The sequence below is a fragment of the Scopulibacillus darangshiensis genome (assembly GCF_004341035.1).
Taxonomy (GTDB): Bacteria; Bacillota; Bacilli; order Bacillales; family Sporolactobacillaceae; genus Scopulibacillus; species Scopulibacillus darangshiensis.
Window position 1 is genome coordinate 89,224 of the sequence record NZ_SLXK01000011.1, and the last position, 23,246, is coordinate 112,469.

Below are 23,246 nucleotides of genomic sequence, written 5' to 3' on the forward strand. Positions count from 1 at the left end.
TCCTAATATATTGTCACTCTTTACTATAACTTAATAGTCATCATAATTCATCCCATAAATAGAAGGAATACCCCTTGAAGGAGGCCAATAAGTCCACCCAGCAGTGCCCCCAGATAAGTAATCATTTTAAATTCCCGTTTAGATATAATTAAAATGACTTGTTCCAGTTCCTGAACAGAAAAGGCTTTAACCTGTTCGGTAACCATGTCTTCAATTTCCATACTTTTAAGCAGCTCATTAGCCTTTTGGGCAGCAAATCCAAGACCACTATGAACAAGGCTTGGTATCGTTTTATCAAGAAAATCTGTCTTCCATTCACCCGCGAGAGTGTCAATCGGTGCTGACAGAAGTTTTTGATATGGAAGGTGTGCTCTAACTTGATCGGACATATTTTTATAAAAACGATCTTCGTTGAAACCAAGCAAAACAGCTATGTCATTCACTGATTTTCCCTGAACCTCTAACCATTCATTTTCCAACATTTTATGTAGCATTTGTTTAAATGATGGCTGCTGTAAAAATTTTATGAGTTCAGGGTACACTTTATCAACGATACTTTGATTACCCAAGAACATGCCAAGCATATTCCCAAGCATCCCCCTTCCTTCAAAAAAGCTGTCAAGCTGTTCTTTAACCTTTATGCGGCCTTCATTGCTTTCTAAATAATCGACCGTTTTATCGGCCAGAATCTGGGCGACAGCTGGAAGCTGCCCATCAATTTTTCTCCTCATATCTTCAGGCAGAACATCATACAATGATTGTTTTTTATACGTTTCAATTAAACTTTCCGCTTCATTCATCAGCCAATCCGTTGTTTTCCCTTCTAACCTGACGGCTAATTTTTGGCTGTCAACAACCTTGTCCAGAATACTTTCTACCGTCTGATTACTGGCAAAAAGCTTCCCTGCCTCCTTTGTCACTCGGTCAATAATGACTTTTGAAAAGCGTTCTTCCTTTAACTTTTTTTCGATGCTGTCAGCTGTAATTAAATGTTTCATCACCAGCCGGCCAAGCGATTTGGCAATTTCCTCCTGCCTTTTTGGAATGACACCTGGTGTAAATGGGATCCGGAATTTCCCTAAGTACATCGCCTTATATGGTCTGAACAGCATTTTTATCGCAATGGAATTTGTTATCCCCCCGATAAAGGCGCCGATAATAATTAATACGAAAAAATTAATAAAATCCGCCATAAAATGTCAACTCTTTTCTCCAAATCACAATAGTTTCACCCACTTCACCATTATAAGTGCTGATCATTAAGCCATGCAAACGGTATTCCCTTCTTAACCAGCTTTAACACATGTTATAATGTAGGCAGCCACGAACAAATCGGTTCTATAGCCTTTTAGGAGGAACATCGATATGATTTCGCATTTTACATACAAACCATTTCTATCTGCAGAATCCAGGCGCCGCGAATACCTCTTCTCTTTTTTCTTTAAGGGGAAAGCTTATAAAGGGATATACCGCTATAACGGTGCTATCGAGTGGCTTGAAGGCAAGCCGGAAGGACAACATATAAATAATTTGCAATCAAAGATTCATGAATTGATGCTGTTTCACGAGTATGACAATTAAAAGAACCATTATTTTTTTCACCTTATTATGTTTAATTTGCCTTCAATCGGGAAACTTTTAAAGTAAGTGGGGTGAACAAAATGACACATTCTGATAAAAATATTGAAAACAACAAATATGAAGGTAAAAAGGATTATGCTTTTGATGTTGATCGCATGATTAATGAAGGATTAGGCGGTGGAACAGTTAATCTTGAATACGATCATCCAGCCATTGATGAAGCAAGGCCGTTGGATGATGAGGATCCCCCAAAGGCTGATAATACCACTAAGCGACATGTTGATGAATCAGGGAAATCAGAAGAAGAATAAAGAAAACTTGGCGGATAAGGTCCCGGTTTTGATAAACCGGGGCCTTTTTTCTGTTATTATAAAAGTAAAAATGATGACATGGTTAGGGGCGTTTCTATGTTAGATAAAATAAAAGCGATGTATGGCAAAGCATTTATTGAAGGGTTCCAAGCAGCCTCCGTTCCTGAACAATATGAATGGTTCCGAACGGAGGATCATATCATTTTTGGGATTTTAAAAAGTAAGCTTACAAATAAAGAGGCACGCCTCCTTTCAATCGCCTTTATTCCCATGGAGGCAGAAAATCTGAAAAAAACGAAGGCGGAGCGGATCTGGTCATCATTATTGCTTGAAGGCAAGATATTAGATCGGGATAAGGGCGACACGATCTTCTCTAACTTTTTTTATATGATCCATTTCTTTCTAAAAGAAGCTCCGGATGATAAAGCTGATTTTGAAGAAGCCATCAATGGATTATTATCTGTTTCATTTACGATTGTATGGGAAAACCACATTCAGGGAGTTATTGTCGTTCATCATCATGAGAGAGCTCGGCATGAGGAAATGGCTGATATTATTGCCACCGACTTTTATATCGATATCAGCATAATGGTTTCCCAGGTGACATCCTTGCAAAATGGTCATGCCTATTACGTTGAACAAAAAAAGCTTTTTTTTGCAGCCCGCAGGCTTTACCCTGGAAGGCACGTCTTTTATCATGAAAACTTACTGCCTTTATCGCTGATTCAAACACTCCCAAGCGAGAAACGCAATGTCTTGTTCGGACAAAATAATCAGATGGATCATATAGACCCGGAACTTATTCACAGTGTCTCGGTCTTTTTTGAACATAATTTAAATTTAACGACGGCCTCGAAGGCTTTGTTCATTCATCGCAACAGCCTGCAGTACCGTATCGACCGTTTTTATGAGGCTACACGTCTTGACCCGAAACATTTTCATGATGCTGTTATTATATCTCTTCTCATTTTAGATCAGAAATACGAACAGTTTGTTCAATTATCACAAAAGTAAGATAAAAGTTTGTGCATGCGGTCAATATCTCTTTAAGATGGAAACCCTTACAATGATATAAACACCAACAAAGCGGAGGAGATAAAATGGCTGGCATCACAATGAAAAGCATCGATAAAAGATATGATAACAATGCCCTTGCAGTGGACAACTTTAATCTGGATATTAAAGATAAGGAATTTATCGTCTTTGTCGGTCCTTCAGGCTGCGGTAAATCCACAACACTTCGGATGATTGCAGGACTTGAAGAGATTACCGACGGAGAGCTTTATATCGGCGAAAAGATTGTTAACAATGTATCCCCAAAAGACCGTGACATTGCCATGGTGTTCCAAAATTATGCCCTTTACCCGCATATGAACGTCTATGACAATATGGCTTTTGGCCTGAAGCTGCGAAAGTTTAAAAAAGAGGAAATTAAAAAGCGTGTAAACGATGCTGCCCGGATACTTGGGCTTGAACAATTCCTTGACCGCAAACCGAAAGCTTTATCCGGGGGACAAAGACAACGTGTGGCATTAGGCCGGGCTATCGTCCGTGATCCGCAAGTCTTCCTTATGGACGAACCACTTTCCAACCTTGATGCCAAACTTCGCGTACAGATGCGTGCTGAAATATCTAAGCTCCATCAGCGTCTTCAGACGACAACAATTTATGTAACGCATGACCAAACAGAAGCAATGACGATGGCGACGAGAATCGTTGTTATGAAAGACGGTATTATACAACAAGTGGGTACGCCAAAAGAGGTCTATGATCTTCCTGAAAATGTTTTTGTTGGCGGCTTTATCGGTTCACCAGCCATGAACTTTCTGCAGGCAAAGCTTGGAGACAATTATGTAAACGTTGCTGATATTAAGTTGCATGTTCCAGAGGGCAAAATGAAAATGCTCCGTGATCAAGGGTATGTTGGCGAAGAAATTATTCTCGGCATCCGTCCTGAAGACATTCATGATGAACCTGTTTTCATCGATGCCTCCGAAGGCAGCACATTTACTGCGACAATTGATGTCGCCGAGCTTATGGGTGCAGAGACTTTTCTCTATTCAATGATCAGCGGTCAAGAATTTATTGCAAGGGTCGATTCCAGGAACGATGTTCAAAACGGTCAAAACCTGACCCTCGCCTTTGATATGAACAAGGCTCACTTCTTCGATGTTGAAACCGAAAAGAGAATTCGATAACAATTAAAGAAAACTCGCCGATTGGCGAGCCTTTGGCGAAGACAGAGGCGTAGTTGCGACGCACAGGACGTGCTAGTACTGGCGTTGTAACAGGATGTTACGTCTTTAGCCAGTCCACTTATGTGCGTCAGAAAGTTATACTTTCTGATTAACTAAGAAAAGCGCGAGGCGCCTTTGTCGCAAACAATAAGTTAAAGGGAAGCAGCATGAGCTGCTTCCCTTAGCCATTTATTTGTTTTTTCAGTTGTTATTGTTGTCCGCCGAATTGTGATTGAGCTTGAGCAACAAGACGCTTTGTGATTTCCCCTCCTACAGAACCATTAGCTCTGGAAGTTGTGTCAGCACCAAGGTTAACACCAAATTCACGTGCGATTTCGACTTTCATTTGATCAAGTGCTTGTTCCACACCGGGTACTAATAATTGGTTGTTGTTTGGCATTTTATTCACCTCCCTTGTAATCATATTGTGTGCACATTTCGCCGTAATATGACGGAGGCGGGATGCCAATTTTTGCTTATCTACTGGGGGATTTGACCAGTTTAGTGTTATGCCTTACTGCCGTCCGAAACAACATCAAGCTTGCCTGTTTTCGGACAAATAGCAAGACCGTGAACAACAACATACTCAGGTAATAACGGGTGAGACCGAACGAGTTCAACACTCTTTTGAACTTGGTCCTCAACCGACTCAAACCCTTTGAGCCAATGATCTAATTCGATGCCATCCTTTTTTGCCTTATTTATCATTTCTTCCTCAAGACCCTTTTGCACCATATGATCAACCATCGTATTCCCTTTTAATCCAAGCATACCGCAATCATGGTGGCCGATGACAAAGACTTCTTCAGCTCCAAGTTCATAAATTGATGTCAATAAGCTTTTCATGGTATTGCCATAAAATTCTTCAACCATTCCGCCTGCATTTTTAACAATGTTCGCTTCACCATTTTGAATGTTTAAAGCCTTTGGAAGCAGTTCAATGAGCCGCGCATCCATGCATGTCAGCACAACCATTTTCTTCGCCGGCACTTTGCCTGCTTCGAGGGTCACATATTTCTCTCCTTCAACAAACGCCTTATTATGTAGAAGCATTTCTGATAATTGTGTCATTTGCCCACTCCCTTTCATTTCTTATTATATAGAAAAAGACCGTCCTATAAAAGGACAGTCCCAGAAAAAGATCTTTTCGAATTATAATTTAGTAACGTTAGCTGCTTGTGGTCCGCGGTTGCCTTCAACAACTTCGAACTGAACGCTTTGGCCTTCTTCTAAAGTCTTGAAGCCGTCGCCTTCGATAGCGCTGAAGTGTACGAATACATCGTTACCTTCTTCGATTTCGATGAAACCGAAACCTTTTTCTGCATTAAACCATTTTACTGTACCTGTTTTCATGAAAGAAAACCTCCTAAAAATTTTAAATATGCTCATGTTTTATCCTTGAAAATAAAAAATTCACATATTATAAAAAGTACCAAACGAAGTGATAACTCTTTATAATACATGAATTATATACTTCATTGTTCTCATATTAAATAAAGACCTAACACAAACTTCAAAATCTAAATCAAAATATTTTTGACGACTAAAACAACGAAAGCCCTTCCTCTCTTCCATCCTTACGGCTCCAATGACCGCGCCAGTGAGAATTAGCTTATCAACAATATTATTTTCATACCATCCCTCTTTTCCCTTATATTTTTGGCATTCTTAAAGGTGTGCCCTTGTTAAGAAGAGCAAATATCGGAGTTATCCTTGTGTTGCGGCCAAGCCATAACTTCCTTATAATTCAAAAGACAGTATTACCGTTCATTTCCAAAAAAGTTACTTAGAAATGTATTTAGAGCATTTATATTAGGTCAATTTTATATTTTACACTAATCAACAGATATTGTCAAATTTGTTGAAAGTGTATCTTTTTTAACCACTTTCTTAGAGTACCACGAAATTCTATTGTGCGATATACCCAATTATTAATATTCGAAACTTTTTTCGGTTATACACTAAAAATTTATCGAATGAGAAAACATAAAGGTGCCTGTCAAAGCGCACCTGCTCTTACTTAGCTTATTTTTTTTCGATGAATTCTGTTTCCATCATTTGTGAATAAAATAGCATGGTCTTCAACTACCGTTTCTAGATGTACAGTTCTTCCCCATAACTGATGAAGGTATTCAAGCACCTTCTCAAGATATTTGATATCCAGTTCAATTCCTTCGTAACGATGAGCTAAATACAGCTCGCCGCTTTTCATATAATCACCGTCTTCGACGACGATATACGGGAAGCCTCCGTTGACGCGGGTCGATACGAGCTGATCTCTGACGTCCTTCCATTTCTTACTCGTAATTTTATATTCATTTTCTTCTCTTTCAAATAAGAAGAGGTCCTCTCGCTGAACAAGCTCCTTATTTAGATAATTCCTGATAAATGATTGATCTGACTCCAGTTCCCTGACTTCAAATAATTTCGCCCTGCCCGAGCCTTCTTCCACACCCATTTCCTTCATTTCTTTAGTCGGATGATCGTACCGTTCCTCAATATCCTCGAACAATTTTAAGCCCAAATAGTAAGGGTTAATTCTCTGCTTGGAAGGCTGAACGACATTGGCATTAAGCGATGCAAATTCAATCGCTTCACCTGATGTAATATCAAGTTCTCTCATAATTCTCGCGTGCCAGTAAGATGCCCAGCCCTCGTTCATAATCTTGGTTTCAAGCTGCGGCCAAAAATAAAGCATTTCTTCACGCAGCATGGTCATAATATCCCGCTGCCAATCGTCAAGTTCCTTGCTGTGTTCTTGAATGAAAAGCAACAAATCTTTTTGAGGATGCTCCGGGAATTTCTTCAGTTTTTCCTTATCAACGTCATCCTTTTCCTCCTGATCGAGGGAGAGCATATCCTCATATTGCGAGATCGGTGTTCTCTTTTTGCTTTTTTTCTCGTCTTTCGGCCTTTCTTTGCGAATTAATCTTGGATCAACATGTTCTTGAATCGCCAGTACCGCATCTATGAACTTTTCAACCTCATCTTTTCCATATTCCTCTTCATAATGCCGGACTCTGTCTGCCGTTGAACTCATACTTTCAACCATATCTCTCCGGGTATTCATAAAGCGGACATTGTTTTTGAAAAAATCGCAATGTGCCAGCACATGAGCAACAATCATTTTATTTTGAACAAGACTATTTGTATTTAATAAAAATGCATAACAAGGGTCTGAATTAATAACAAGCTCATAAATTTTACTTAAGCCCAAATCATACTGAAGTTTCATCTTATGGAATTGTTTGCCGAAGCTCCAATGGGAAAATCGTGTCGGCATGCCGTAAGCGCCGAAAGTATAAATCACATCAGCCGGGCAAATTTCATATCGCATCGGATAAAAGTCCAAGCCAAACCCTTTGGCAATTTCAGTAATTTCATCGATCGCTTTATCTAGCTCTAACATTTCCTCCTGCTTCACCAGTGAACCGCTCCTTTGTAAGCTGCCTTTAGGAACAATGTATGTTACGAATAGTTTATACATGTATGAATAGATTGGTGAAAAGTGCAAACAAGCTGACGATGATCTTCGCCAGCTTGCTTGAATAACATATCTTATTTTACGAGAGCGATAATGCCTTCCTCGTCATCAAGCACAAGCTCAATTCCGGGGGCCACAGGATCAATGTCCATTTGTGTATCAAGCCAGAATCTGAGGGCTTCAATCATGTTAGCCGTAATGAGGATCTGCTTCCTTCCGCCCGCATAAGCTTCGGCTGAGAACCCATATTTATCATCATACATAAGTTCGATCTCAACTTCTTGCGGTGGTAGACCCTTTTTGTCGGCAATATAAAGGCATAAAGCATTAATAATGTCCTGCTCGGACACTTTTACCCTCTCCATGTTGGATCTTCTCTCCTTCGCTTCTTCCTAAAGCTCGTAAAGATCATGCGGATGATGGAAATCACCGCTATAATTGCGAAAATATTAACCATTAAACCAAGGATTGAGCCAAGTCCGCCTAGGTTACCTAATAGACTCCCGAAAAGGAGACCGGCCAAGCCGCCATATAGCAAGCCTTTCATCAAACCGCCTTTTTTGGATGTCTTCCTGTTTTGAAATAGACTGTTTGACTTTTGCTTATTTGTTTGTGACTTGTTTTGAAAAATTGACTTGTTGCTGCCTTTATTCGTGTTAAAGGATTTTATCCCGGATCTGTATCCTTTAGCACTCGCTGTTGTTGTATCATCGTGGAAAATAACATTTCCGACAGGTGTGAAAAGAAAAGTCAGAACAGTAAGAGCTGCAACGATTTTTTTCATCATGTATTGTTTCCTCCTGTATCTATATCATGTTTTTTGCTTGTTTAATTTACGATGGCGGCATAAAAAAGGTTTCAAGTGTTTGGTTGGCACTTTTATCCACTAAAGGAAACTTGCCGATTGGCGAAGACAGAGGCGTAGTTGCGACGCACAGGACGTGCTAGTACTGGCGTTGTAACAGGATGTTACGCCTTTAGCCAATGCCCTTATGTGCGTCAGAAAGTTTATACTTTCTGATTAACTAGTAAAAAGAATGGTGTGTTGCTACTCACACCACTCCTTATTTTATTTTCCAGAATCCGCAAGCAAAACATCTGGATATTTCTGTTGGAACCAGCGAAGACCGAAGTCATTTTCGAAGATGATAACCTGACGCTCCTGATGGTCCGTTACTATGAGATTGTTTGATGATTTTTGCAGCTTCTCCGCATCCTCTTTGTTTGGGATCCACTTTGCTATTTGGTGCGGCATCGGTTGCATATCAAGATCCACACCATATTCAGCCTTCATCCGGTAGATAAACACATCAAATTGCAACTTGCCTACCACACCCAAGATAGTTTCCTCATATTTTGTCCGATAGACCTGGATCGCACCTTCTTGCGCTAATTGGTTTACACCTTTTAGAAAGTGCTTTTGCTTCATAGCATTTTTTGCCCGGACTTTGGCAAAATGCTCAGGCGGGAATTGCGGCAGCTCACCGAAATTAAAGGTATCCTTTGCAGCGCAAACAGTATCACCAATTTGATAAAAGCCCGGATCGTATAAACCGACAATGTCACCCGGGTAAGCATCATCGATAATCTCCCTGCTGTCGGCAAAAAATGCCTGCGGCTGTGCAAGCTTAAGCTGCTTTTTTGTCCGGTCTAATGTTACTGACATTCCTCGCTCAAATTTTCCGGAGCAGATGCGCAGAAAGGCAATTCTGTCACGGTGCGCCGGATTCATATTGGCTTGAATTTTAAAGACAAATCCAGAGAAACCTTTTTGGTCAGGCTCAATCGTACCGATACTTGATTCCCTTGGTGCCGGAGGAGGAGCCATTTGTAAGTAATGTTCCAGGAATGACGGAACGCCGAAGCTTGAGATCGCACTGCCAAAAAACACGGGTGTTTGTTTCCCGGCTTTTACCGCTTCAATATCGAAGCTATTCCCCGCCTCATCAAGCAACATTAACTCTTCTTCAAGCTGATTGATCGCCGCTTCATCGGCAACATCCTTCAGTGCCTCACCAAGCTCTTCGGCAGAATCAAGCGCCAGCGTCTGTCTTTCTTTTTTCTCGTTATACCATTCAATTTTATGTTCAAACCGGTCATAGACGCCCTTGAACGATTGGCCCATTCCAATTGGAAAGTTGATCGGAAAAGATTCAATGCCAAGAACGTCCTCAATTTCTTCAAATAATTCCAGCGGGTCTTTCCCTTGGCGATCAAGTTTATTTATGAACGTGAAAATTGGAATGCCCCGATCACGGCAAACTTTAAATAATTTGATTGTCTGGGGTTCAACACCTTTTGCGACATCGATAATCATCACAACACTGTCAACCGCCATTAGTGTCCGGTAGGTATCTTCACTAAAATCTTGGTGACCCGGTGTATCCAAAATATTAATTTTAAAATTGTCATAAGAAAATTGCATGACACTCGAGGTCACCGAGATACCCCTTTGTTTTTCAAGCTCCATCCAGTCAGATGTCGCGAACTTTTCTGACTTTCTTGATTTAACGGCCCCTGCCGTACGAATCGCCCCGCCGAGCAATAATAATTTTTCAGTCAGTGTTGTTTTCCCGGCATCCGGGTGAGAAATAATCGCAAAGGTTCGTCGCCTTTGTGTTTCCTGTTTTAATTGACTCATGCCAAGTTCCCTTTCTTTACTAAAAGTAGCTTTCTTACTGTACAGCTGATTTGACGCGTGTCATAACGTCATTTTTAATTGTATCAAGCTTATGTGCACTGTCTTCGGCACTTTCGCTTCTTACACCGAAATAAAACTTAATTTTCGGCTCGGTTCCCGATGGCCGCAGACAAAACCATGAGCCATCCTCAAGATGATATTTTAAGACATTAGAGACCGGCAAAATAATTTTTTCCGTTACTCCAGTCTGAACGACATGTCTTTCGGAAGACTGATAATCCTCAGAAACAGCGACACCAATCCCTGCAACCGCATCGGGCCGATCCTCCCTGAAATTCCGGAGAATCCCTTGAATTTGCTCTGATCCCTGTATACCTTTTAAGGTCAGTGATTCAAGGCCCTCACGGAAAAACCCGTACTCCTGATAAATTTCTTGCAGTGCATCAAAAAGTGATTTTCCTTGACCTTTATAATAGGCCGCGGCCTCTGCAGCCAGGAGGCACGCCTGAACGGCGTCTTTATCACGGACAAAATCACCGATTAAATAGCCGTAGCTTTCCTCGTAGCCAAAAAGGAATGTATGTGCTTTGTTTTCTTCATACTCATGAATTTTTTCACCAATAAACTTAAAACCCGTCAAAGTATCGACAGCCTGCATGCCATAACTTTCGGCAATAACCCGGCCGAGTTCAGATGTGACAATCGTTTTTAACACAACACCATTGTCCGGAAGCTGCCCCTTTTCTTTCTTTTCCATTAAAAGATAATGCAGTAAAATTGCTCCGGTTTGGTTCCCTGTTAAAACCTGATACACGCCATCATTATTTTTGACGGCAACACCCATCCGATCAGCGTCAGGGTCAGTTGCAAGCAAAATATCCGCATCGATTTTACTTCCGTATTGAGCGGCCAAGGTAAAGGCTTCATGCTCTTCCGGGTTAGGCAATTCAACGGTTGAAAATTCCGGATCAGGCTTTGCTTGTTCTCTGACGACCGTCACATTCGAAAAACCCCAGTTTTTAAACCCGTCCATTACCGGCTGAAGGGCTGTCCCATGCAGCGGAGTGAAAACAACTTTCAGGTCCTTGCCCGCATCTTTGATTACATTGGGATTGACCGAAATCGTTTTTAGTTTTTCCTGGTAAGCCTCATCAATTTCCTGGCCAATCATTTTTAATAAACCAGAGTCCTTTAGTTCAGCCTCATCGCCAATAGAGATCGAAAGTTCATCTTCAACCTGATTGACATAGTTGATGACTAGATCGGCTTCTTTTGGCGGCAGCTGCCCGCCTTGGTCGTTATATACTTTATAACCATTATATTGGGGCGGATTATGGCTCGCGGTAATCACGATGCCGGAAAACGCATATAAATGTCTTACCGCAAAAGACAAGACCGGTGTCGGCCTTAAAGATTCAAAGACATATGTTTGGATGCCGTGCTTAGCTATCGTTCTCGCTGCTTCCATGGCAAATTCCGGTGAAAAGTGTCTGGAATCATAGGCGATCGCTACGCCGCGCTTTATAGCTTCCTTCCCATGATGAAGAATATATTGTGCCAAACCTTCCGAAGCTTTTCGGATCGTATAGCGGTTCATCCGGTTCGTTCCCGGCCCGAGCTCGCCCCGCATCCCGCCTGTCCCAAACTCGAGATTTTTATAAAAACAGTCCTCTAATTGACTGTCATCGCCGGCCATTTTATCCATTCGGCTTCGCATATGACCGTCCAAATCCGCCTTTTGCGCCCACTTTTTATAGGATGCTTCCCAACCCATACATATTCCTCCCAAAATATCACATCAATCTTACATTTCCGTATCAAATTATTTTTCAACTCATTTATTATATCAAATCTTTTATGCGGGAATCACCATTCTAAACGAATTTTGCATAATATGGTTGACGGGAAAATCCTAGTTATAGCAAATGGAAAAGAGCGCGGAAGAACGTACAAACTGCAATAAGAAGCTTCACTGATTCATTATAGGACTCAGATTCCTCTATTTGCTAAGAATTAACTCAAATGACCTCTTGAATGACCGAATATAACGGAACCACAGTCCGATAAAATTCCTAACAATAAACTTACGGTAATGTGCAGATGGTCGGCTCCTTAATTTTTACAATTTAAAAGAGAAGTAACTTCCCATCTGTATAAAAGTCAAAAGTTACGGACAAACCCGCATTTTTTTCGGATGGACATGCGATTTTTACGGAAGTCCTCCTGAATCTTACGTTTTAAGACCAAAAAAGCTTTCAACAGAACGTGTTTACCCAAATCATAATTTGTTCAATAATCATTGTAATTTATCCAAAAATCACTATAAATTTAACCATCTGGCACCAGTTATCCTGACAACAAAAAAAAGCCCCATAAGAGGCTTATTTTTTCCACTGGATGTCATATAAATCCTTACGGCGGTCTTTCAATTGGGTGACACTGCCGATTTTACGCTGCCTTCGCAAAATTTCCAGATCAACATCACCAACGACAACGGTTTCGATATTCGGCGGGCATTCACCGATAATCCCGTCCCTAGGGAAGCTGAAATCTGACGGTGTGAAAATCCCGGATTGGGCATATTGAATATCCATGTTCTCAACTTGCGGCAAGTTGCCGACCGTTCCGGAAATGACAGTGAAAACTTCATTTTCGATCGCTCTGGCTTGGGAACAATAGCGAACTCTCAAGTACCCTTTTCTCTCATCGGTACAAAATGGCGTGAAGATGATATTTGCCCCACGATCAGTGGCATAACGGGCCAGTTCCGGAAACTGAATGTCATAACAAATTAAAATAGAAATTTTACCGCAGTCCGTATCGAAGACTTTTACTTCGTCACCGCCGGTAATCCCCCACCATTTGCGTTCATTCGGTGTAATATGGATTTTGTATTGCTTGTCAATCGTGCCATCACGGCGGAATAGATAGGCAACATTATAGATATGATTGTTCTCCTCAACGAAATGGGAACCGCCAATGATGTTGATATTATACTTAACAGCTAGCCCTGTGAAAAGCTCTAAGTACTGCGGTGTGTATTCGGTCAATTTTCGGATAGCCTCGCTTGGGCTTTTCTCATCTAGGAAAGACATCAGCTGGGTCGTGAAGATTTCAGGGAAGACAGCAAAATCTGAGCCGAAATCAGCGGCAACATCAGCATAATATTCCACTTGCGAAGCAAATTCATCGAAACTGTTGATCTTCTTCATTTCATATTGAATGACACACATCCGGACGGGAAAAGACGTCTTAAATTGACGTTTGCTCGCCCTTTTGCGATATTCCATGTTATTCCATTCCATTAGCGTGGCATACGATTGCGATGCTTTATCATCTGGGAGATAGTCAGAATTAAGCCGCTTGACCGTAAATCCGTTCATTAATTGGAAAGTCAGGACAGGATCATAGATGTTGTGTTCTATGACTTCAGCAACATATTCTCGCGGTGTCATCTCTTTACCATAATCCCTGTAGTTCGGAATACGGCCGCCGATAAGAATGCTCTTCAGGTTCAAACGGCGAGCGAGGTCCTTCCTTGCCTCATACAAGCGGCGACCGATTTTCATGCGGCGGAAATCGGGATGGACCATCACCTCTATCCCGTAGAGGTTATCGCCATCAGGATCATGATTAGTGATATAGCCTTTATCCGTAATCTCATCCCATGTATGCTCATTGTCATATTCATCGAAATTAACGATTAAACTTGAACAGGTACCGATAATCTTGCCATCAAACGTGACACAAAATTGGCCTTCAGGGAAAATACTGAGGTGGCTGATTAAATGCTCGCGCTTCCATGGCTCCATGCCTGGAAAGCACAGCTTGCCGAGCGTTAGCACGTCAGCTATATCATCTTCTTTCAGGTTGCGCAGCTCGATCTTTGTTTCAAACTGAGAAGTATCTATTTTTGGCATAGCAATTGCTCCTTCATTTTATTTCCATACACTCATGCGTTCAGTCAAGTTACTTGTATGCAGCTCAATCATGTTGCCATCAGGATCATCGTCAAATGATTGAAGCCTTTCATATAATTGCGCCCCTTAACATCCTGACTTATCTTGTATTTTATCATGTTAGTTAAAACGAAAGAAAATACAAAAGAACCTCCGTTAAAAAACGGAGGCAGAGATAAAACCAAAAGAGAACCCGGAACGGGTTCTCTTTTCCTTATTTAGGCTCTGAAGGAGTGGAGATGTTTGTCAGAGCTTCTCCGGCTTCATTCTGATAGTCGTTCTGCGTTGCAAAGTCGCCGAGTGAGACCATTCCCACCATTTTGTTATTGTCAACAACAGGCAGGCGGCGAATCTGATTCTGAGCCATAATTTCTGACGCTTCGTGGACGTCCATTTCTGAAGTACCGGAGACGAGGTTTTGGCTTGTCATGCATTGTGAAACAGAGGTGTTTTCTTGGCCGCCTTTTGCGGTTGAACGGAGTGTGATATCACGGTCGGTGATCATACCCCTTAGCTGGCCATTTTCAACGACAGGGAGTGAACCAACGTTATATTGGCTCATTAATTCCGCTGCCTCCTTAATCGACTGATTAGGTGCAACTGAAATGACGTTTGATGTCATAATGCTTCCGAGTTTTTGTGTCATTAGAAAAGCCTCCTTTCCTGATATATTTTGACCCGGAAAGGAGGACATCATTACAAAAAGGACAAGATTTTCAGAAGGTACATTATGACATCATCACATATTTATTCCGCTCTTAAAGACCAAATGGGTCAAAATAAGGTGCATGCACCCCTAATGTGTTCTTATCATCTTCATAGGTGAACAACACTCTTTTCCCGTCACTGATCGCTACAATCGTGCCCAACAAATCCGTCCTGTATGTTGGGATCTTTAAATACTTTAAGCGGTTAATCACTGCTCTTGTCGGAAAGCCATAGCGGTTATGCCTGCCCACTGATATGATAGCGGCATCGGGATCGACTCTTTTCAAAAATGGCAGCGTTGACCCCGTATCCGCTCCATGGTGGCCTATTTTAATAATATCAGCCTTCACATTGACATCATTGCTTAAAAGGGCTGTTTCGCTTTGCTCGCCGGCATCAGCCATTAGCAGAAAGGTGTTCTCCTTGTGTACCAATTTAAGCACATAACTGTAATCATTCAACATATCGTAACGCCCTTTAAGCGGGGCGATAATCTTTACCCAAATTTTTGGCTCAACTTCAATTTTGTCACCGGCCTTTGCTTTAAAGACCATCACTTCCTCTTCTTTTAACGCTTTATTTAGACGCCCGAAAGCGTGTGTTTTGATATTGAGATTTGGCATATAAAAGGATTTCACCTTAAAATTGTACAATATTTCGGGTATTGACCCGATATGATCATGATGCGGATGGGTGACAATAATAGCGTCCAGGGTCACAACCCCATGTGATTTTAAATATTGAACTAGCTTTGGCCCGGACGGCTTGTCACCCCCGTCAATAAGAATATTTTTGTGCTTTGGGGTTTGAATGAGAATGCTGTCAGCCTGACCGACATCAATAAAATGGACTCGCATTAATTTTTCTTCTTCAGCATTCACAGGGCGAATCGTACCAAAAAGTATAAAAACTGAAATAAAGAGCATCACCCATTTTTTCATCAGTGCAACCTCTTTTCAATTTTGCCGGGTGTTTTTTAGTTAGGTTCACCATTTTGTTTGATGTTTATTTATTGATGAATAGAAAAAACACAAAGTTAAAAAACCGGCGCCATTATTTGGCACCGGTTTTATGTTAGGCTGCTATACCAGCTCCGCTTCCTTTTTTGCAAAAAAATGCTTCATCGCATAATAGACATCACTTTTTTGTTTTAGTATGAAATACTGAAATTTTTCATCGTTGAAATTCTGATAGGCGTTCATTAGAGTGCTCTTCCTATTGTAAGGATTTATCTCACCGTATCCAAAAAAGTTCGAGATCGACATGATTTCATCCACCAGCTTAACACATCTTTTGTTATCTGAAGTGAGATTGTCACCGTCGGAAAAATGAAAAGGATAGATATTATACCTTGATGGCGGGTAACTTTCTTCTATGACCTCCAGAGCTTTGCGATAGGCCGAGGAACAGATCGTACCGCCGCTTTCCCCCTTAGAGAAAAAGGCTTCCTCTGTCACGACCTTGGCTTCGGTGTGGTGTGCAATAAATTCAATATCGACGCTTTCATATTTGGTTCTTAGAAATCGGGTCATCCAGAAGAAAAAACTTCGGGCGATATATTTTTCCCAATTCCCCATACTGCCGCTCGTGTCCATTAATGCCAAGACGACAGCCCTGCTTTCAGGCTTAACAATTGTTTCCCATGTTTTGAATCGCAAGTCATCTTCTAGTATGGGATTGATTTGCGTTTTGCCCTTCATGGCGTTCCGCTTTATAGCTGAAAGGATCGTCCGCCGTTTATCAATATTGCCCATTAGCCCCTTTTTACGGATATCCCTGTATTCAATATCTTCGGTAAAAATATTGGCATCCTGCTTCTGCTTTAAGTTAGGCAGCTCAAGCTCCTTAAAAAATAGTTCTTCTATCTCCATCATTGAGACATCCGCTTCATAGTAATCGATGCCGGGCTTTTCACCCGCGCCTTCGCCCTTACCCGCTCCTTGCTTGCCTTGTTTGGGCGGCAGCCTGCCAATGACATCACCAACCTGACTGTCACCTTCTCCTTGCCCAACGTGTTTGGATTTATCATAATTGTAGCGGAGTTTATATTCATCAAGAGACCGAATCGGGATCCTTGTTATGCTTCGGCCGTTGGACATGACAATATTCTCTTCACTCACAAGGTCTGGTAAATTATTTTTGATCGCATCTTTAACCTTTTCTGTATGACGCTGTTGATCTTGATGGCCTTTTCTGTGCAAATCCCAAGATTCCTCAGAGACCAGAAAGTTCTTCATAGGACTCCCTCCTTATAATCATCAGTCGGGTCAAAAAGCTGTACCATAAGTCAAAATTTTTCGTCAAGAGGGTTGATTACTCTATCCTATGCACGTCAAACTGAGAATTGATTGGATTTATTAAGAAAATGGCTGCTGCCTCTTAAAAAAACTGTTCGGCCGCACATTTCTTCAATTGCAAAAATCAAAAAAACAGAAAACATAATGTTCTCTGTTCTTTGCCGAATTATAGTCCGAAATTAAATTCTGAAACTGGCCAATAGCGGAGATCCACTTTACCGACAACCTGGTCCATGTCTACAAAACCGAAGACGCGGCTATCCACACTGTTTTGTCTGTTGTCACCCATGACCCAGAGCTTGCCTTTAGGGACTGTCGCCCGTCCAGTGTTTCCTTTTAAGGTAAAATCCTGTGTCAGCTGCCCGCTTACAAGTTTATCCTTGTAAGGCTTTAAATAAGGTTCTTTAATATATTTGCCATTGACGTATAATTTGTCATTCTTATAAACAATTTTATCACCCGGAAGGCCGATGACCCGCTTTACATAGTCCTCAGTTTTCGTGGCATGGAAGATAATCACATCGAATCGGTCGGGCTTGCTGATATCGTAATCGATTTTATTAACAATTAAGCGGTTGCCATCTTGGAGAGTCGGCATCATTGACTTCCCTTCAACAACATAATTAGTAAAAATAAAACTGCGGACAAGGACGGCAATGATGACAGCAATGCCCAGGGCCTTGATCCATTCAAAAGCTTCGTTCTTCTGTTTTTTCTTCATCTGCGTACCTCCAAATGTCCTCGCGTTATAATAAATGTACATGATTATAAACGATTTAACAAGGATACCAACATAATGATCCAAAAAACAACCATTCCCGATAGGTTCAGGAACGGTTTTCATCTATCATCTATATTATTTTATTTCCCAATGTTCCTCCAGTTATTTTCTAAATCCTTTAATTCCGCAAGCGCCCCAGCCTTTTCTTTGCCGTCAATAAAACCATCCAGCTTGGCAAGACTGTTGCTGATCTTATTCATTTCGTCCCTTTCCGCGCTGAATTGGACTCGCGGGACGACCCTTTTCCATGCAGACTCCAAATCGTCACGATCGGTTGAGGCGGCCTTCCATTTCCTTTGTTGAATGTCGTTATAAAGGATATTGATATTTTTTACTACGTGATCATCCTTGCCCATTGGTTTTTTTAAAAATATGCCGCTCATCATGATAAAGATAAAAATAACCATTAAGAGAACTGGTATCCCTATAACAATAATCCGCCTCAACATACATTAGCCTCCTTACTCATGCTCCGGATAATCACTCATATCTGTCAGATTCTTTACCTTATCTTCATACCTGTCTATATAAAACTGACCGCTCTCAGGGTCAAAGACGGCAAGGAACACCTCCGACTCATCCTTAATCCCATGCATCTGCAATTGGGTATCTAACCATTTGCGGTCGCGATTTACCTGTTTTAGATTTTGATGATAGACAACGCCATCATAGATCAGCTCTGTATTGACGCCTTTCTTCCCAACAGGCATATTCAAATCTTTTGGCGTCACCGGCTGATTTTCTGCCTTTTTCAGAACAGAAAGCCGTCCATCTGTTTCTAATATGGCAAATTCAACTTCCTGGGGACTGAATACCCCTTTTTCACGAAGCTGTTCCATAAGGTCGGCTCCCCGGAATCTCATTTTTTTAATTGTGCTCTCCATAATCTTTCCGTTCATTATAGCAACTGTCGGTTCTCCGCCGATAAATTTCCCAGCCCGCCGCCATTTTATCGTTATCAATTGCATGGATAATGACAGCACTGTCCATACAACCAAGCCGATCCAATGGGGCAATGCCCTGCTCGTCAAATCAGTCGTCAGCGTCGCCGCGATAGAGCCGATTGTGATCCCCACTATGTAATCAAAGAACGTCAGCTGGCTGATTTGTTGCTTGCCGAGAATACGGGTGAAAAACAGCAAGGAAAAAAAGGCGATAATCCCTCTGACGATAACAACCAAACTTTCATTCAATCGTTCCACCCCCAAAATGATAACCATTAGCTTCACCTTTTTGGGATGAAATTATTCAGGGGTCTGACCCCAAAGGGTCAGACCCCTGAAAAAAATTATCGATTCAACAGACTGCCGACATATTTCAGCAATTCATTTGCTGAAGTCGAATTGTATCCATACTCATCAATTAGCCTGGCAATAACCTCGTTAATTCGCTTAAGCTGTGTTTCATCAGGTGTTTTGGTAGATGTCGTGATTTTAACGACGTCTTTAAGGTCGGCAAACAATTTCTTCTGTATCGCTTCCCTCAGCCGTTCATGGGATTGATAATCGAAGCGCTTGCCTTTTCTTGCATAGGCAGATATACGGATCAAAATTTCCTCACGAAAGGCCTTTTTGGCATTTTCGGAGATCCCAATTTGCTCTTCAATGGACCGCATCAATTTTTCATCCGGATCCATCTCATCGCCAGTAATTGGATCCCGAAGCTTATTCTTATTACAATAGGCTTCTACATTATCCAGATAATTGTCCATCAATGTCTTCGCAGACTCTTCAAACGAGTATACGAATGCCTTTTGTACTTCCCTTTTTGCAATCTCATCATATTCCTTTCGTGCCAAAGCAATAAAGTTCATATAACTCTCTTTATCCTCTTTGGAAATAGATGGATGATGATCAAGCCCCTCTTTAACCGACCTTAGTACATCCAGTGCATTTATCGATGACACATCCTTACGAATAATCGCCGACGAAATCCGATTGATTACATAACGGGGATCAATCCCGCTCATGCCTTCATCCTGAAATTCAGTTTTCAATTCAGTTAGATCGGCAGCATTAAAACCTTCTACATTTTCCCCATCATACAATCTCATTTTTTTGACAAGATCAATGCCGCGGCTTTTTGATTCTTTTAACCGTGTTAATACAGAGAAAATCGCCGCCGTTTTTAATGCATGCGGTGCAATATGAACATGTGCCATATCACTTTCCCTAATCATCTTTTCGTAAATCAGTTCTTCATCACTGACCTTCAAATTGTAAGGAATAGGCATGACAATGATTCTGGAATGAAGCGCTTCATTTTTCTTGTTGCTGATAAAAGAGCGGTACTCTGATTCATTCGTGTGAGCCACAATTAATTCATCTGCGGAAATGAGTGCGAACCGGCCTGCTTTAAAATTCCCCTCCTGCGTTAATGAAAGAAGATGCCAGAGAAACTTCTCATCGCACTTCAACATTTCCTGGAATTCCATTAAACCGCGGTTAGCTTTGTTCAATTCACCATCAAAACGATAGGCTCTCGGATCGGATTCTGATCCGTACTCGGCAATTGTGGAAAAATCAATGCTTCCCGTTAGATCAGCAATATCTTGTGATTTTGGGTCAGAAGGGCTGAAGGTTCCAATCCCAACCCGTTTGTCCTCGGAAAGAAAGACCCGTTCGACCATGACATCTTCCAAGCATCCCCCGTACTCTTGTTCAAGACGCATCGTATTAAGCGGTGACAAATGCCCTTCAATTCGAATCCCATATTCCTCATAGAATTCCTCACGCATTTCATCAGGCACGAGGTGCATGGGATCTTCATGCATGGGACAACCCTTTATGGCATAAATCGCTCCTTCATCTGTTTTGGAAAATTGCTCAAGACCTTTCTTCAACAATGTGACTATGGTTGATTTCCCGCCACTCACCGGCCCCATTAATAGTAAGATACGTTTTCTGACGTCTAGACGCTTTGCTGCCGGATGGAAATATTCTTCTACAAGCCGTTCAATCGCTTCCTCTAATCCGTAAATGTCGTTTTCAAAAAAACGAAATTTCTTCGTTCCGTCTTCATCTCTTATACCGGCGTGTTTAATCATATTATAAAGACGGGCATGGGCGGATTGCGCAATTTCAGGACGCTCTTTCACCAATTCAAGATACTCCGAAAAAGTGCCTTGCCACTCAAGCTTTCGCTCATGTTCACGGTTATTTTTCACTTTATCAAGAAAGTTCATTAAAATCCCCCCAAAAGGTTTCAGCGAGTGTATTACATCCTATGCAAGATGCGCCTAACCTTTTCATAAAACATGTAACCATCCTTAAGAATTAGGAGTCAGAAATAGCTCGTGGAGGGCTGTTAACGCACAAGTATATATTTTTTATAAGAAAAAAATATGAAAGATAAATTGATATCCTTTTCCGAATATTTCAAAGAGGGACATTCACAATGCAGTGGTCTTTCGTTATAATAAAGGTGGACAAAGATCAGCTTGTAAGTAACAGTCATAAAGGAGGCGTGCCGTTAAGTGAAAACATTTGTGATTCTAATCGTCATTATTTCTTTTCTTGTATCGATTTTCACGGCGGGATATAATGATAAGCCTGAAGCAAATAAGTAATACGAAAAGCGGTATTTGTATTTAAAAAAAGCAGCCTGATATCAGGCTGCTTTTTTGTTTAAGTTAGCTCTGGGTAGTTTTGCTGGCGCAGCGCTTCATAAACCATAACCGCTGCAGTGTTAGACAGATTAAGTGACCGCATGACAGGTGACATTGGAAGCCTTAGACAGCGGTCCTTATTAGCCTTTAGTAAATCGTCAGGCAGCCCGCTTGTTTCCCTGCCAAATACGAAGAAGTAGTCTTTAGATAAATCACTGTATTCAAAAGTTGAGTGAGCTTTTTCACCATGCTTAGTAAGAAAAAAATACTCTCCATTTTCGTATTTGGCAAACAATTCATCCAATGAGTCATAGTAGTTGACATCAACGTGCGGCCAATAGTCCAAGCCAGCCCTTTTTAACATTTTATCATCTGTAGAGAAACCTAGCGGACGGATTAAATGAAGCGCCGTATTGGTGCCCGCGCACGTCCTGGCAATATTTCCTGTGTTTGATGGAATCTCTGGTTGATATAGTACGATATGTAACCCCATGATTAAGTGCACCTCTTTTTGTTTGATTATAACATATGGGGTCTGACCCCGAGGGGTCAGACCCCTAATCCTTGATATGAAAAAACTTGTATTTTATATTTTCGGTCCAAGCTGTTGAATCCTCATATGACCAGTAGCGATGTCTAGAGTTCACGGTATGTGCATTAACAAGCGGCATACCATTAGCATCCCTTTCGGTCACAAATGTGGTGTGATCCCATTTCCCGTCCCCTTCAAAGTCAAGACAAATAACATCCCCCGGGACAAGCTGATCAGGGCGCTCGACCGCAACAGCCCCCATGATGTTTCGATCTTTGCTTAAGTACCACCTAAGGGCGTTGGCGACAGTCCAGCTGTAGCTCCAACTTTTTCCTTCAAACCACCAGCCCGATGTTTTATTATATTTCCCTGACATTGGCACACCACCCGCATGAATACATTGTGAAATAAAATTAGTGCAATCCACATCGAATTCTTTAAATTGCGGGTTATGGCTGTTCCACCAACGGTCCGCGTACTTCACGGCTTCCAATCGGTTATAAGCCATGCTCTTGCTCCTCTCTTCCTGAACGGCAATATGATATTTCTCCCCGCCATCAAGTGGTTCCTGAGCAAGGGGGCGGTCAAGCAGCAATTTTGAATCCTCAAAGATGGCCTGCCTTTCTTCAATTTGCTCTTCGACATAGAAATGTTGTTTCTGTTTGATTAACAATTTCATGTGAAGCAGATAATCAACCTTTCTTTTATTCCCGTTCTCCTCCACATCTATTAATTTTCCATCAATCATGCTTTTCTCTATTCTTGCTTTACGGTCCTTTAAGACCTGCTTCTTACGTGTCATCGCATTTCTTTCTTCATCAGTAACACAATGATAACGGTCATAGCTTTTATCAACCCAATACTCAACGGTCCCTTTTAAATGCCTTTTTATTTGGTCAAGCCATTCCATAAACACATACCCGCTTTCCTTTTTTCTATCAAGGTATGATTGCCCGGCTCGGTCTTATGAGTGGCTATGTCTTACAACTTTGTTCAAAAAAAAATAAGACCAAACCCGGATTATTCATAGGACTAACCGAAGAAGCAATTTGGATGAAAATTGGCAAACGCCTTCATTTATTTCGGAATTTGAAGGTGTTTTTCTAGC

At 41.4% G+C, this 23,246-nt stretch carries 23 protein-coding genes; 4 read left to right on the forward strand and 19 right to left on the reverse strand.

The genetic code is table 11. The features are described 5' to 3' along the window. Nucleotides 1-47: 47 nt before the first annotated feature. Complete coding sequence (locus EV207_RS09635; protein ID WP_132745951.1) at nucleotides 48-1,193, reverse strand: DUF445 domain-containing protein; 1,146 nt, start codon at nucleotides 1,191-1,193, stop codon at nucleotides 48-50. 172 nt (nucleotides 1,194-1,365) lie between these two features. On the opposite strand from EV207_RS09635, the gene EV207_RS09640 reads away from it, so the two are divergent. The 4 genes from EV207_RS09640 to EV207_RS09655 all read left to right on the forward strand — a co-directional run bounded on the left by EV207_RS09640 (nucleotide 1,366) and on the right by EV207_RS09655 (nucleotide 4,090). Further along, the gene (locus EV207_RS09640) at nucleotides 1,366-1,581 is read left to right on the forward strand and encodes a DUF5342 family protein (protein ID WP_132745952.1); all 216 of its coding nucleotides are present in this window, start codon (nucleotides 1,366-1,368) and stop codon (nucleotides 1,579-1,581) included. Between the two features lie 80 nt (nucleotides 1,582-1,661). Next, nucleotides 1,662-1,892 (forward strand): hypothetical protein, encoded by a 231-nt coding sequence (locus EV207_RS09645; RefSeq protein WP_132745953.1) that lies wholly within the window; start codon nucleotides 1,662-1,664, stop codon nucleotides 1,890-1,892. A gap of 96 nt (nucleotides 1,893-1,988) precedes the next feature. Further along, the gene (locus tag EV207_RS09650) at nucleotides 1,989-2,906 is read left to right on the forward strand and encodes a PucR family transcriptional regulator (RefSeq protein WP_165886894.1); all 918 of its coding nucleotides are present in this window, start codon (nucleotides 1,989-1,991) and stop codon (nucleotides 2,904-2,906) included. Nucleotides 2,907-2,992: 86 nt separating this feature from the next. Continuing rightward, entirely contained in the window at nucleotides 2,993-4,090 is a 1,098-nt protein-coding gene (locus EV207_RS09655) for an ABC transporter ATP-binding protein (RefSeq protein ID WP_132745955.1), read from the forward strand. A 247-nt stretch (nucleotides 4,091-4,337) separates the two neighbouring features. On the opposite strand, the gene EV207_RS09660 is transcribed toward EV207_RS09655, so the two are convergent. The 18 genes from EV207_RS09660 to EV207_RS09745 form a co-directional block, all read right to left on the reverse strand. After that, entirely contained in the window at nucleotides 4,338-4,529 is a 192-nt protein-coding gene (locus EV207_RS09660; RefSeq protein ID WP_132745956.1) for an alpha/beta-type small acid-soluble spore protein, read from the reverse strand. A 107-nt stretch (nucleotides 4,530-4,636) separates the two neighbouring features. Next, nucleotides 4,637-5,200: a beta-class carbonic anhydrase gene (locus tag EV207_RS09665; protein ID WP_132745957.1), complete on the reverse strand. Its 564-nt coding sequence runs from the start codon at nucleotides 5,198-5,200 to the stop codon at nucleotides 4,637-4,639. An 81-nt stretch (nucleotides 5,201-5,281) separates the two neighbouring features. Next, nucleotides 5,282-5,482 (reverse strand): cold-shock protein, encoded by a 201-nt coding sequence (locus EV207_RS09670; RefSeq protein WP_132745958.1) that lies wholly within the window; start codon nucleotides 5,480-5,482, stop codon nucleotides 5,282-5,284. Between the two features lie 667 nt (nucleotides 5,483-6,149). Beyond that, the gene (locus EV207_RS09675) at nucleotides 6,150-7,553 is read right to left on the reverse strand and encodes a SpoVR family protein (protein ID WP_424511358.1); all 1,404 of its coding nucleotides are present in this window, start codon (nucleotides 7,551-7,553) and stop codon (nucleotides 6,150-6,152) included. A 134-nt stretch (nucleotides 7,554-7,687) separates the two neighbouring features. Next, entirely contained in the window at nucleotides 7,688-7,978 is a 291-nt protein-coding gene (locus tag EV207_RS09680) for a YxcD family protein (RefSeq protein ID WP_132745959.1), read from the reverse strand. Then, complete coding sequence (locus EV207_RS09685; RefSeq protein ID WP_341539799.1) at nucleotides 7,966-8,400, reverse strand: hypothetical protein; 435 nt, start codon at nucleotides 8,398-8,400, stop codon at nucleotides 7,966-7,968. Before EV207_RS09685 ends, EV207_RS09680 begins: the two co-directional genes overlap by 13 nt. A 282-nt stretch (nucleotides 8,401-8,682) precedes the next feature. After that, nucleotides 8,683-10,254, reverse strand: a complete 1,572-nt coding sequence (locus EV207_RS09690; RefSeq protein WP_132745960.1) for a peptide chain release factor 3 — start codon at nucleotides 10,252-10,254, stop codon at nucleotides 8,683-8,685. A 34-nt stretch (nucleotides 10,255-10,288) separates the two neighbouring features. Next, on the reverse strand, nucleotides 10,289-12,028 hold the full coding sequence (locus EV207_RS09695) for a phospho-sugar mutase (RefSeq protein ID WP_132745961.1): 1,740 nt from the start codon (nucleotides 12,026-12,028) through the stop codon (nucleotides 10,289-10,291). A gap of 607 nt (nucleotides 12,029-12,635) precedes the next feature. After that, nucleotides 12,636-14,174 (reverse strand): bifunctional GNAT family N-acetyltransferase/carbon-nitrogen hydrolase family protein, encoded by a 1,539-nt coding sequence (locus EV207_RS09700; protein WP_132745962.1) that lies wholly within the window; start codon nucleotides 14,172-14,174, stop codon nucleotides 12,636-12,638. A 253-nt stretch (nucleotides 14,175-14,427) separates the two neighbouring features. Further along, complete coding sequence (locus tag EV207_RS09705) at nucleotides 14,428-14,859, reverse strand: CBS domain-containing protein (RefSeq protein WP_132745963.1); 432 nt, start codon at nucleotides 14,857-14,859, stop codon at nucleotides 14,428-14,430. A gap of 112 nt (nucleotides 14,860-14,971) precedes the next feature. Continuing rightward, nucleotides 14,972-15,862 (reverse strand): ComEC/Rec2 family competence protein, encoded by an 891-nt coding sequence (locus EV207_RS09710; RefSeq protein WP_132745964.1) that lies wholly within the window; start codon nucleotides 15,860-15,862, stop codon nucleotides 14,972-14,974. A 141-nt stretch (nucleotides 15,863-16,003) separates the two neighbouring features. After that, nucleotides 16,004-17,158, reverse strand: coding sequence for a sporulation protein YhbH (gene yhbH, locus EV207_RS09715; RefSeq protein WP_132745965.1), 1,155 nt, complete (start codon nucleotides 17,156-17,158; stop codon nucleotides 16,004-16,006). A 226-nt stretch (nucleotides 17,159-17,384) separates the two neighbouring features. Further along, the gene (gene lepB, locus EV207_RS09720; RefSeq protein WP_132745966.1) at nucleotides 17,385-17,939 is read right to left on the reverse strand and encodes a signal peptidase I; all 555 of its coding nucleotides are present in this window, start codon (nucleotides 17,937-17,939) and stop codon (nucleotides 17,385-17,387) included. A gap of 140 nt (nucleotides 17,940-18,079) precedes the next feature. Continuing rightward, a complete protein-coding gene (locus EV207_RS09725; protein ID WP_132745967.1) occupies nucleotides 18,080-18,448 on the reverse strand; it encodes a DUF4363 family protein in 369 nt (122 codons plus the stop codon). 12 nt (nucleotides 18,449-18,460) lie between these two features. Further along, on the reverse strand, nucleotides 18,461-19,192 hold the full coding sequence (locus EV207_RS09730; protein ID WP_132745968.1) for a DUF421 domain-containing protein: 732 nt from the start codon (nucleotides 19,190-19,192) through the stop codon (nucleotides 18,461-18,463). Nucleotides 19,193-19,287: 95 nt separating this feature from the next. Next, on the reverse strand, nucleotides 19,288-21,183 hold the full coding sequence (locus tag EV207_RS09735; RefSeq protein WP_132745969.1) for a PrkA family serine protein kinase: 1,896 nt from the start codon (nucleotides 21,181-21,183) through the stop codon (nucleotides 19,288-19,290). 442 nt (nucleotides 21,184-21,625) lie between these two features. After that, entirely contained in the window at nucleotides 21,626-22,099 is a 474-nt protein-coding gene (gene trmL, locus EV207_RS09740) for a tRNA (uridine(34)/cytosine(34)/5-carboxymethylaminomethyluridine(34)-2'-O)-methyltransferase TrmL (protein WP_132745970.1), read from the reverse strand. Between the two features lie 64 nt (nucleotides 22,100-22,163). Further along, entirely contained in the window at nucleotides 22,164-23,048 is an 885-nt protein-coding gene (locus tag EV207_RS09745) for an amidase domain-containing protein (RefSeq protein ID WP_132745971.1), read from the reverse strand. Nucleotides 23,049-23,246 lie beyond the last annotated feature (198 nt).